Below are 10,944 nucleotides of genomic sequence, written 5' to 3' on the forward strand. Positions count from 1 at the left end.
CCTTCAGGGGGTGGGTGATACGGATGGAGGCGCAACGATCAGCATGACGCCGGCGTCGTCGAGCATGGCGGCGACAGGTGGCGGCACCGGCTGATCGGTGAACACACAGCTGGCTTCGGTGATATGTCCGCCGCGCACGATGGCGCCGCGGCCGAACTTGGAGTGATCGAGAACGAGGAAACGTCGCCGGCAGTGCGCGGACAATTCCGTGCGCATGCGCACTTCGTCGTGGTTGAAATCGAGCAGGCTGCCGTCATCGGCCACGCCGCCGACGCCATAGATGCCGATATCAACCGAGAAGCGTGAGAAGAAGCCGTGGGCCTCTCCCGCGATGACGTCGCAATCGAGCTTGCGCAGCCGGCCGCCGGCGATGGTCAGCTCGCACGACGGATTGCCGCGCAGGGCCAGCGCCACATGCAGGTTGTTGGTCATGACGCGCAAACCGGCGCGATCGACGAGGGCATGCGCGCACTCTTCGGGCGTGGTGCCGATCCCGAAGAACAGGGTCGCCCCCTCCGGAATCGCTTCGGCAACGCAGCGGGCAATCCGGCGCTTGGCCTCGCGGTCGAGAATCTGTCGCGCCGGATAGGCCACGTTCTCCTCTTCCGGCAGGACATCGATGCCGCCATGACGACGCCGGCACAGACCGCGGTCACACAGGGTGTTCACGTCGCGCCGGATCGTCTGTGTGGTCACGCCGTACAGCGCGGCGAGTGCGTCGATCGACTGATAGCCATGCTCGCCGACCCGCGCGAGGATGGCCCTCATGCGGTCTTCCGCCGATAGCGTCTCGGAGGTCTGGCCGGCCGCTGCGCGAATGATCTGCCCGTTGTTCATATGAACATGATCGCGCCCCCCTGTTGCGCTTCATTGACGTTCATATGAACAAAAGATGACTCCCGGGCTTTACCCTCTGTGCGTAAACGCCAGCGCAGCAGCCTCAGGATGTCGCTGGGCGCAATCGCCCGAGAAAGTCGACAAGGGCGGCAGCGAACTGCCCGGGTGCCTCGACATGCGGATAGTGGCCTGCCCCCTCGATGATCAGGCTGGCGCAGCCGAGCTGCCCCGCAAGCCAGGCGGCCTCGTCGCGGGCATCGCGAAAATCCGGATCGCGACTCCCCATGATCACGAGCGCCGGCACCCTGACGCTGCCGACAATCGACGCCGTCTCCGCCTTGGACAGCCCGACCATGATGCGCAGCGCCTCCATGCGCCCGGGTCCGCGCAAGGCCTTGTCCAGTGCCCGACGATAGCGCTCATGGTCTGGCGGCTTTGCAAGCGTAAACAGGCTGTTCCAGTAGGTGAGCCAGAACCAGACCCGCCACGGCCCCCCAAACCCGAGCGCCAATGCCAGACGGGTCACCACTGAAGGTGGGCCATCACGCACGATCGGACCCAGCAAGACCACGGCGCGAACGCATTCCGGCGCTTCGCGGGCGGCCCACAGCGCGGAGCCGGCGGCAAAGGAGTTGCCGAACAGGAACACCTCCGTGCGTCCGAGGTGCCGAGCCACCGCCAGGGCATCGCTGCCAACCGCCCGCGCCGAGTAGTCATCCCAGCGCACCGAGCTGTCCCCGTGACCGCGGATGTCCATGGTCACGACGCGATAGCCTGCCGCAACCAGTAACGGGCTCAGGTAGCGATACTCGGCACGTACATCGCCCATGCCCGGAATCGCGACGATCAGCGGGCCGTCCCCGCCAGTGTCATCGCAGGCGATGCGCCCGCCATCGACCTCAACGAAGAAGGTGGTCACCGCAGCCGGCGAAGGCGGGGAAGCAGCGTCCGCCCCCGCTTTTGCGGTCGGAGAATCAAGATCGTTCGCGACAGTCAGCATGGGGAGCTACCCGGAAAACAAGTCCTGAGCCGTCCGCTATTGGGCGGCGCCGATAACAATCTAGACCACGGCCCCCCGATTTGCAGAGAAAGCCTTGCAGCACGGATCACACGGCCCCTTCATGCAGGCTGCGAGCATGCCGGAACCGGCGCTTCCTGCCGTCGCGGACGCTGCATGAAATTGTTCAGCAGCAGCGCAAGAATCACCATCCCGCCGCCGCCGACCTCCCACGCACTGACCGGCTGGCCCTGGACGGCCTGTATGACAAAAGCAGTGATGGGTACGAAATTGATGAAGAGCACGCCATTGACCGGTCCCAGGCGACGCACACCTTCGTTCCAGCCAATCACCGCAACGATCGAAGCCAGCACGATGATGTAGACAAAGCTCGGAAGGCTGGCCGTCAGTTCAGATGCCGCCGGCAGCCGAGCGGCGCCGGCAAACACCGCGACCACCGTACTCAGCGCGATTCCAACCACGCCAAAGCTTACCGTCAGCACGCTGTAGCGCAGCGGTGACCAGCCGGCGAAGCGCCGCGCACCGAGCGTGTAGATCACCCACGACAGCACGCCGGCGAGGATCAGTCCATCCGCCCCCACCGAATTCGACTCGAGCAGTGCATGCGGACGGCCATCGGTCACGACCATGGCAACGCCCAGGAACGCAATCATGATGCTGAGCCCTGTATGCCACGTGGGCATGGTGCGCGACATGACGGCGGTGACCACGGCCGTCAGCAAGGGCATCAACGCAACCAGAATGGCACCGTGTGCGGGTGTCGATGCGCGCAAGCCGGTAAACACGAAGAGGCTGAAGCCGCAGAAACCGGCGCAGCCGAACAGGAAAAGGGCCGTCCCCCGCCCCTCGGCGCTCAGTGCGGCACGTCCCTCGACAGCCCACAGGATCGCCACCATGATCAGGGCCGTGACGCCGTACCGGATCAGAGTCAGGAAATAGGGATCGACAACCTGCAGGGTGGCCTTGGCCACCGGAAACATGCCGCCCCAGCTCAGCGCCGCTGTCAGCATCAGAAGGCAGCCCATCAGCGGGGACTGCGAAGAGGTGTTCGGATTCATGGTCGCACTCCGTAGAAGAGAACTTGTGCGCACGATCGTAAAGCGCTAAAAAACACTCGACAATTAGCTAAATACGGGAACCTTCTGTGCGTAAATCCACCGCCGCCAAGCTGCAATGGGAAGATGTTCGCTACTTTCTCGCCCTCACCCGCGAGGGCAGCCTGTCCGGCGCTGCGCGCAAGCTTGTGGTCGAGCATTCCACAGTTGCACGCCGGGTCGAGAGCCTGGAACAAGCCGTCGGATTGCGCCTCTTCGACCGCCTGCCGCGCGGCTGGCAACTGACCGCAGAAGGTGAGGGCCTGGTCGGTCTGGCCGAACGCATGGAGGACGAGGCGTTTGCGTTCGAACGTGCGGCCATCGGTACCGGAAGCCTGAACGGGACGGTTCGTGTTTCGCTTCCGCCCAGTCTGTCCAATGTGTTTCTGGTGCCACGCATCGCTGCCCGGCACGCGGACTGGAGCGGCATCACGCTGGAGTTGGTGGGCGATCTGCGAGAAGCGAACCTGTCCCGGCGCGAAGCCGACCTGGCCGTCCGGCTTGGACGGCCGCAGGATGCGGGGCTGGTGGTGCGCTCGTTGGGAAAGATTGGCTTCGGGCTTTACGCGCATGTGGACTACGTCCGCACGCACGACGAAGGTGACTGGACCTTCATTGGCCTCGACGACAGTCTGCGCCACCAGCCGCAGCAGGTCTGGCTGGAACAGTACGCCGGCCAGCGCAGCTTCGTGCTGCGCAGCAACGACCAGATTGCACTGCTCGGCGCGGCGAGAGCAGGACTGGGTATCGCCTGCCTGGCGCATTACATGGCGGGAAGTGACACAAGCCTGGCGCGAGTGCCGACAGCCGTGCCAGTGCAAACTCGCGAAATATGGCTGGTGCTGCACGCCGACGTCCGCCGCTCGCCGCGGGTCAGGGCGGTCGCCGACCTGATCACCCGAATTTGCGAGGAGAACGCCGGCCTGCTGACGGGACCGGGTTGAACAGCGCGCGGGCCGCCGGCGCACCAGACCGGTGCACCTGCTCTCTGGTATGCACGCCCGACGCACCGCCCGTTCCCCGCGCAGGTGCAGTTCCGGCGCGGCAATCCCTCGTGCGAGGCGGCGCTCGGGGCGCCTGCCATGGCAGCATGCTTTTTGCTAAGCATGATGACCCAGATCACATGTGCCTTAGAATTACGGCAATCATCAGTCACTACACTGACCAGTGCGGAAATTAAGTATCCGCTTTCCGGTCTTCCTCTCTCAACCAACAGGAAAAATACATGCGCTCACTCAACTTCATCGGCGGCGAGAAAGGCGGCGTCGGCAAATCGGTCGCAGCCCGCGCCCTCGCCCAGTATTTCATCGACCGAGAGCGCCCCTTCACCGGTTTCGACACCGATCGCTCGCACACCACCTTCACCCGCTTCTATGCCGACTACGCGTCGCCAGTGATCGTGGACAGCTACGAAGGGCTCGACACGATCGCAGCCAGCTTCGAGGACGCTTTGGACGAAGAACCCGGCAACAGCGTGATCGTGGACCTGGCCGCGCAGACGGCCGCGCCGCTCGCACGCTGGATCAAGGACTCGGACCTGCTGCCGCTCCTCGGCGAAATGGGCATCGCGGTCAACTTCTGGCACCTGGCCGACGCGGGCAAGGATTCGGTCGAACTGCTGGGCAAGCTGATCGAGACCTACGGCGCCGGCCCCAACTACTTCGTGGTCAGAAACCTCGGTCGCGGCACCGACTTCTCGCAACTTGACGCATCGCAGGAACTCCAGGACGCACTGGCACTGGGAGCCCAGGTGGTAAGCCTGCCTGAACTGCACGAAGGCAGCATGCGCAAGATCGACCGCAAGGACGCCAGCTTCTGGGCGGCCATCAACGTGCGCAATGGCAGCGACGCCCTCGGCATGCTCGAGCGTCAGCGGGTGAAGACCTGGCTGCGCAACACCTATGCAATGCTGGACAACCTGCCGGTCTAAGCAGAATCGGCATTCCCGCGCCCGGGCAACATAGCCCGGGTGCGGGCCCCGCGCACTCGCAGCGCCTTCAGGCAGGGACGATGCGCCCCTTGCCGGCGCGCTTGGCCTCATACATGCGGGCGTCCGCCCCGTTCAGCACCGCGTCTCCCGACATCCCCGTACCCGGTTGATAGAGGGCGATTCCGGCGCTCGCTCCGACGCTCACCGACACCCGGTGCAGCGCAATCGGTTCCGCAATGCTCTCCAGCAGTTTGGTCGCCACCCGCTGACCGTCTTCGAGGCCATTTACGGCCTCAACCACCACCACGAACTCGTCTCCTGACAGCCGCACCGCGCTGTCGACCTTGCGCAGGCATGCACGCAGCCTGTCCGCGACTGCGCACAGCACCATGTCGCCACTCTCGTTTCCGAAGTCGTCATTCACCGCCTTGAAACCATCGAGGTCTACAAACAGCAGGGCAAACGTCTGTTTGCTGCAGTCTGCCCGGGCAATGGCCTGCGGCAGCAGTTCCGTCAGCGTGCGGCGGTTCAGCAAGCCCGTCAGCATGTCCTGTCGCACTTCGCGTTCGAGCAGCGCCTCGATTTCCTTGCGTGCGGAGATATCACTCAGGAACGCGCTGAAGATCTTTTCTCCACCGATGTCCAGCGCCTTGATCCGGACCTCGACCGTGATGCTGGTTCCATCACGCCGCAGTGCAGTCAGTTCGCGTACCTGATCGAGAGCGTGAGCCGCGCCCGTCCGCAGGTCGTTTCCCACGCTCTCGACATGTGCTCGGGCCGCCTCTGGCGAGATGATCAGCCTTTCCAGACGCTGCCCGATCGCATCCGCGGCAGACCACTGAAACAGCGCCTCTGCCTTTCGGTTCCATGCGGTGACCAGCCCCGACGTCCATCGAAACACAGGCATCGTCCGCATGCTCGATCACCGCACTCAGCTCGGCAGTGCGGCGTCGCAAGGCGTGGTCGGATTCGCGCTGGCGCTTGATGGCACCGAGCAACTGGGCGTTGGCCTCGCGCAGCTCCCGCGTGCGCAGGATCACCCTGTCTTCGAGTTCGTCCTGAATGACATGAAGCGCCTCCTCCGCCACCTTGCGGGCGTGGATGTCCTTGATGATGGCGACAAAGTACTCCTGCTTTCCGCTCTCTGCGGTCTTGCTGCTCACATTGAGGCTGATCCAGCCGGGCGTCCATTCCTGCGGACATAGCGCGTTTCGGTCTGATGGTGCTCGATCGCGCCATTCACGAGGCGCTGCAACTGCAACAGATCCGTTGCCAGGTCGTCCGGACGCGTGATGTCCTGAGAGCTCAGGCGGTTCAGTTCGTCCTCGCGGTAGCCGACGATGTCGCACAGCGACTGATTGACACTGATCCAGCCGCCCTCGGGGGACAGAAAGCCGATGCCGACCGATGCGAGTTCGAACATGCTCCGGTAGCGCACTTCGCTGGCATCGAGAATCTCGCGCGAACGCTCCAGCCGGGAACTGGAGAGCAGCAGCGTTTCGCCCAGCTTGACCTCCTTGCTGGCCAGATCGCCGAGCTCGCACAAGGTATCGAGTTCTTCCTGGCTGAGCGTGCGCGGCCTGTCATCGATGACGCACAGGGTGCCAAGCGCAAGCCCTGCGGACGACCGGATCGGCACGCTGGCATAGAAGCGGATGTTCGGCTCGCCGGTGAGCAGGGGGGGTGTCGCGGAAGCGCGGGTCCTGGCTGGCTGGTCGAAGGCATGCACAAGTCGAAGACGTTCGCCTTCGTCGGCGGAAAGCACGCAAGGCGTCAGACACAGACCGGAAGCGGGCTCGGATCACATCGGGGGCACCTCAAGCCCCGGCACGATCCGCGCTAGACCCCGCCAGCCTTGTCGCGGCGGAAAGTCCACACCGCGTTGCCAACGTAGTGCCACACCAGCAGCAAACCCGTAGTGAGGATCTGCGCCAGCAGATAGTGCAGCCCCATCAGTTCTGCCAGCAGGTACATCAGCAATGCGTTCCAGCACAGCCCGACCCCGGCGACAGTCATGAAGCGCGGCAGGGCTTCCGCGTGGGCGCGCCCGGAACGGAACACGAAGCGGTGGTTGATGGCGTAATTGACCATCGCCCCGAGCAGGAAGCCCGCGACCGAACCTGCGAGGGGCGGTACGCTGCCAATCTCGACCAGCGCCAGCAGCAAGGCATAGTGCGCGATGGTTCCCACCAGCCCCACGGCAGCGAAACGTGCGAATCGGATCAGTTCGGCGCGCGCGATCACAGGGGAATGCGCTCGTCACCAATCAGGTGGCGGCGGTCGCGGATGATCGCGAGCGGCACGCCCTCGCGCACCACCGACCCGATGACACGCCCCTTGAGCGCGCCATCGCAGCCCATCTGTGTTGGCGACAGAAAGAAATCGGCTTCAGTCCAGTCGCTCGTCACCGTGAACCTGGGGTCGAGCCACGCCTGCGCCTGCAGCGCTTCCGCACACACGGCCACGGTGTACTGTCGGCCATGCCCGCCCTCGTGCGCTACGTAGGCGTTGAGATCCTCCGCCGCCTCGCGCAGGCTCGCGCCCCAGTAGTCCTGTTCCCACTCGCCAACGGTGCCGGCCAGCCCCCCCGCGAAACCGTTGTAGGCGACATATTCGTAAGGGTGCAGATGCGCGAGCGCCGCGCCGTGGCCGAGCGCGAGTACGGCACAGCATGCCGTCGCGAGGCGCCTGGCATGAGCGAGGCGCGCGGCATGAAACCATGCCTGCGTCAGCCCGATACCTGCAATCACCGCCAGCGGCGGCAACAGGAAGGTGAAGTGGCGGATGCCGTTGTACAGCGGCGGCGCTGCCAGCAAGGTGTATCCGAGCGGGACACAAGCGGCGAGAATCAGCGGCAGCCAGGGCAGCGCCAGCCGGCGGAAAACCGCCTTTCGCAGCAGCGGCAGCGTACGCAAGGCTGCAAGCAGCCCCAGCACCAGACCGAACAGAAAGAGCTCGGGCAGGCGCACGAGCAGATACCAGGACAGGTAATACCCGGGAACGTCGCCGTTCTTCATCACCGTGCCACCAAGAATGGTGTCGAGTTCGAAGGAAAAGTGCGAGAACGCGGTCATCGCCTTCACGAGGTTGGCCGGAGACATCATCGCCCACGGCCAGAACACCCCCATGAGCACAAAGGCGATGCCGGCGGCCGGCAGCAGGGCGCGCAGCGAACGCCCGAAGAAGCGCAGGCGCGCGCCCAGTTCGTCAGCCCTGATCCAGGCCGCGACCATCATGCCGACGCCGAGATAGAACACCGCGAATACCGCCCCGACCCGAAGGCCGAAGGCACAGCCGATGGCAATGCCGAGCCCGATCACGTCAGCCCGCGCCGGGCGCGGCAAGCTGGGCAGGATGCGCACGATGAACAGCAGGGACCACACCATCGTGGTCGCGAACGGGACATCCTTCGTATGGGTGAACATCGCCCCGGTCCACGCGCCGGTCAGCACCAGCACCACCAGCGCGGCAAGCGCGGCCGGCCCTCCAGCAAGCCGGCGCGCCAGCAGCCAGGTCCCGGCGAGCCCGCCCAGACCGAACACGGCCGACAGCAGATGGCGCAGGTCCCAGACATTGATGGACGGCAGCAGGCGCTCGAGCCCGGCCGCAATCAGGTCGAACAGGCCGCCATAGAGATAGAGGTTCTTGTACTCGAACGCGGCGTGATCGGTGAATCCCGAGCCGTAGAATGCGAGCAGCAGACGTCCGTAGACGTGCTGCACTTCTTCGTCGTTGCTGATGCCGTACTGGTTGAAGCTCAGCACAATGAAGACGCCGACAAACGCCAGCAACGCCCAACCCAGGTTGAGCGTCGACAACGCGCGCTCCGGGCCGGCAGCGGCCCGCGCGCCCGGACGGGCGACTGTTGTTACGCCTGCGCCGTTCAACGCGTCTGCCCCTCGAAGCCGATGCGCTCCGACACCAGGTACAGCGGACGGGCCTTGACCTCGGTAAAGATGCGCCCGACGTATTCACCGAGCACGCCCAGGCTGATGAGCTGGATGCCGCCCATGAACAGCACTGCAACCATGATAGAGGCATAGCCTGGGACGTCGATGCCCCAGATCGCGGTGCGCAACACCAGCCACAGGCCGTAGCTGCCCGAAAGCGCTGCCATGCCAAGCCCGATCAGCGACCACACCCGCAGCGGCAAGGTGCTGAAGGCGGAAAACCCGTCGATTGCGTAGCGCAGCAGGCGCATCAAGGGCCACGCCGACGCCCCCGCAACCCGCTCGGCAGGCTCGAAATCCACGGTTTCCTGGCGAAAGCCCACCCAGCTGGTGATGCCCTTCATGAAGCGGGTCCGCTCCGGCAGGCTGTTGATGGCATCGACCACGGCACGGTCGAAGAGGCGGAAATCACCGCCGCCTTCGGCCAGCGCCACTTCGGACACACGCCTGAACAGATTGTAGAAACCCCGCGACAACTGCCGGCGCAGCCACGGATCCGTATCGCGCGAGCCGCGCACCGCCGTCACCATCTGCGCACCGTCGCGCCAGCGCTCGAACATCTGCGGGATCAGCTCGGGCGGATGCTGGAGGTCGCCATCCATCAGCACCACCACGTCACCGCCCGCAGCACGCAAGCCGGCGGCCATCGCGGCCTCCTTGCCGAAGTTGCGCGCAAAGCGAATGGCCCGCACCGCCGGATCCCGAACGCCGAGTGCTGCCACCTCGGCAAAGGTGGTGTCGCGGCTGCCGTCGTCGACAAACACCAGCTCGTAGCTGGCGAGCGGCATGGCATCCAGCACCTCGCACAGCCGTGCATGCAGCGCCGCCAGCGATCCGCTCTCGTTGTAGAGCGGAACCACCACCGAGAGCGACGCTCGACTCACCCCGGGCTCGACAGCGGGGGTGGCAAGAAGCGCATTGAGATCAGGACGGGACACGATGGAAAACTCGCACGAAAAACCTCCACGCGGAGGAACATCACGTAAACGGGCCATCGGGCTCGCGCGTTGACCGAACACCTGTTACAAGTGATTGCCATGCCTGACTTTTTTTTGCGGCGCCCGATTGTGCTGTGCGCCGACGACTTCGGGCTCGCGCCCGGCGTCAGTGACGCGATTGCCGAACTGATTGTGGCCGGCCGACTGTCCGCCACCAGTTGCATGAGCAACTGTGGCGACTGGCGACGCGGTGCAGCGATCCTGCGCGAGACGGTTGCAAGCCATCCGGCGGATGTCGGACTGCATCTGACCTTGACCGACCACGCACCGCTCAGCCCCGCACGCGGCCTGGTTCACGGCGGGCACCTGCCGGCGCTGTCGCGCCTGCTGCCACGGGCCCTCGCCCGAGGCCTGCCCGCCGCGGCGGTCCGTGACGAGCTGCGCGCCCAGCTCGATGCATTTGAAGACCTGTGGAGCGCGCCGCCCGATTACATCGACGGCCATCAGCATGTACACCTGCTGCCCACGGTCCGCGAAGCGGTGGTGGATGAGCTAAGGCGACGTTATCCAGGCGGAAAGGTGTGGGTGCGCGATTGCGTCGAGCCTGCCGCACGCTGTGTTCGGCGTGGCGTCTCGGTGCCCAAGGCGCTGTTCATCAGCCAACTCGGGCGCGGGCTGCGTCGGCTCGGGCGCGAAGCCGGGCTGCCGATGAACGAGGGCTTTTCCGGGCTCCACGAGTTTGCTGCCGGACGTCCGTTTCGCGAGCGCATGCAAGCCTTCCTCAGCGGCCTTGGAACGCGGCCGATGGTGCATGTACACCCTGGACGCGTCGACGCCGCACTGCTCGCCTGCGACAGCCTCACGTCTCCGCGCGAGGCTGAGCTGACTTACCTTGCGGGAGACGAGTTTGCCGCCGACCTGGCAGCGGCTGACCTGCGCCTCGCACGCTTCAGCGAACTGAGCGCGCACATCGGCAAGGCGAGCAGTGCGCCCAGCGCAAGCGGCGGATCGATCAGGTAGTCCCACAGATTGGGCGATGCCAGCAGCTGCAGGCGCCAGCCGACGAGCGCCAGCACCAGCGCAACGGCCACCACCCGGAACCGCGCCATCCACGCAAGCGCGGCCAGCGCGCCGGCCAGCAGCGGCAGCACGGGCGCGCCATAGCCCCAGAAATAGG

General features: G+C 65.2%; 12 protein-coding genes. 4 read left to right on the forward strand and 8 right to left on the reverse strand.

The features are described 5' to 3' along the window. Positions 1-3: 3 nt before the first annotated feature. The 3 genes from CEW83_RS11525 to CEW83_RS11535 all read right to left on the reverse strand — a co-directional run bounded on the left by CEW83_RS11525 (position 4) and on the right by CEW83_RS11535 (position 2,913). On the reverse strand, positions 4-837 hold the full coding sequence (locus CEW83_RS11525) for a DeoR/GlpR family DNA-binding transcription regulator (RefSeq protein ID WP_108949470.1): 834 nt from the start codon (positions 835-837) through the stop codon (positions 4-6). 103 nt (positions 838-940) lie between these two features. After that, positions 941-1,837, reverse strand: a complete 897-nt coding sequence (locus CEW83_RS11530; RefSeq protein ID WP_108949471.1) for an alpha/beta fold hydrolase — start codon at positions 1,835-1,837, stop codon at positions 941-943. A gap of 119 nt (positions 1,838-1,956) precedes the next feature. Then, the gene (locus CEW83_RS11535; RefSeq protein WP_108949472.1) at positions 1,957-2,913 is read right to left on the reverse strand and encodes a DMT family transporter; all 957 of its coding nucleotides are present in this window, start codon (positions 2,911-2,913) and stop codon (positions 1,957-1,959) included. A gap of 86 nt (positions 2,914-2,999) precedes the next feature. Between CEW83_RS11535 and CEW83_RS11540 the strand changes: the two genes are divergently transcribed. Continuing rightward, positions 3,000-3,893, forward strand: coding sequence for a LysR family transcriptional regulator (locus tag CEW83_RS11540; protein WP_199915103.1), 894 nt, complete (start codon positions 3,000-3,002; stop codon positions 3,891-3,893). A gap of 281 nt (positions 3,894-4,174) precedes the next feature. Beyond that, a complete protein-coding gene (locus tag CEW83_RS11545) occupies positions 4,175-4,879 on the forward strand; it encodes a mobilization protein (protein WP_108949473.1) in 705 nt (234 codons plus the stop codon). A 67-nt stretch (positions 4,880-4,946) separates the two neighbouring features. Here the strand turns inward: CEW83_RS11545 and CEW83_RS11550 are convergent, their stop codons facing one another. Then, positions 4,947-5,786, reverse strand: coding sequence for a sensor domain-containing diguanylate cyclase (locus CEW83_RS11550; protein WP_159099447.1), 840 nt, complete (start codon positions 5,784-5,786; stop codon positions 4,947-4,949). Between the two features lie 7 nt (positions 5,787-5,793). Between CEW83_RS11550 and CEW83_RS11555 the strand changes: the two genes are divergently transcribed. Continuing rightward, positions 5,794-6,084, forward strand: a complete 291-nt coding sequence (locus CEW83_RS11555) for a hypothetical protein (protein WP_108949475.1) — start codon at positions 5,794-5,796, stop codon at positions 6,082-6,084. Here the strand turns inward: CEW83_RS11555 and CEW83_RS21630 are convergent. The 4 genes from CEW83_RS21630 to CEW83_RS11575 form a co-directional block, all read right to left on the reverse strand. After that, positions 6,039-6,644 carry a PAS domain S-box protein gene (locus CEW83_RS21630; RefSeq protein ID WP_108949476.1) on the reverse strand — a complete coding sequence of 202 codons (606 nt, stop codon included), beginning with the start codon at positions 6,642-6,644 and terminating at the stop codon, positions 6,039-6,041. The genes CEW83_RS11555 and CEW83_RS21630 overlap by 46 nt on opposite strands. A gap of 74 nt (positions 6,645-6,718) precedes the next feature. Then, positions 6,719-7,123 carry a GtrA family protein gene (locus tag CEW83_RS11565; protein ID WP_108949477.1) on the reverse strand — a complete coding sequence of 135 codons (405 nt, stop codon included), beginning with the start codon at positions 7,121-7,123 and terminating at the stop codon, positions 6,719-6,721. Further along, complete coding sequence (locus CEW83_RS11570; protein ID WP_108951365.1) at positions 7,120-8,697, reverse strand: hypothetical protein; 1,578 nt, start codon at positions 8,695-8,697, stop codon at positions 7,120-7,122. Before CEW83_RS11570 ends, CEW83_RS11565 begins: the two co-directional genes overlap by 4 nt. Before the next feature lie 65 nt (positions 8,698-8,762). Continuing rightward, on the reverse strand, positions 8,763-9,767 hold the full coding sequence (locus tag CEW83_RS11575) for a glycosyltransferase family 2 protein (protein ID WP_234418786.1): 1,005 nt from the start codon (positions 9,765-9,767) through the stop codon (positions 8,763-8,765). A 99-nt stretch (positions 9,768-9,866) separates the two neighbouring features. On the opposite strand from CEW83_RS11575, the gene CEW83_RS11580 reads away from it, so the two are divergent. Continuing rightward, positions 9,867-10,787, forward strand: coding sequence for a ChbG/HpnK family deacetylase (locus CEW83_RS11580; RefSeq protein WP_108951367.1), 921 nt, complete (start codon positions 9,867-9,869; stop codon positions 10,785-10,787). Positions 10,788-10,944 lie beyond the last annotated feature (157 nt).

It is taken from the genome of Parazoarcus communis (assembly GCF_003111645.1).
Lineage (GTDB): Bacteria > Pseudomonadota > Gammaproteobacteria > Burkholderiales > Rhodocyclaceae > Parazoarcus > Parazoarcus communis_A.

Bases quoted from the DNA above. Each gene is read 5' to 3' on its own strand.
- CEW83_RS11550 (WP_159099447.1), bottom strand. From the start codon at position 5,786: ATGCCTGTGTTTCGATGGACGTCGGGGCTGGTCACCGCATGGAACCGA.
- CEW83_RS11535 (WP_108949472.1), bottom strand. From the start codon at position 2,913: ATGAATCCGAACACCTCTTCGCAGTCCCCGCTGATGGGCTGCCTTCTG.
- CEW83_RS11530 (WP_108949471.1), bottom strand. From the start codon at position 1,837: ATGCTGACTGTCGCGAACGATCTTGATTCTCCGACCGCAAAAGCGGGG.
- CEW83_RS11545 (WP_108949473.1), top strand. From the start codon at position 4,175: ATGCGCTCACTCAACTTCATCGGCGGCGAGAAAGGCGGCGTCGGCAAA.
- CEW83_RS11525 (WP_108949470.1), bottom strand. From the start codon at position 837: ATGAACAACGGGCAGATCATTCGCGCAGCGGCCGGCCAGACCTCCGAG.
- CEW83_RS11580 (WP_108951367.1), top strand. From the start codon at position 9,867: ATGCCTGACTTTTTTTTGCGGCGCCCGATTGTGCTGTGCGCCGACGAC.
- CEW83_RS11555 (WP_108949475.1), top strand. From the start codon at position 5,794: ATGCTCGATCACCGCACTCAGCTCGGCAGTGCGGCGTCGCAAGGCGTG.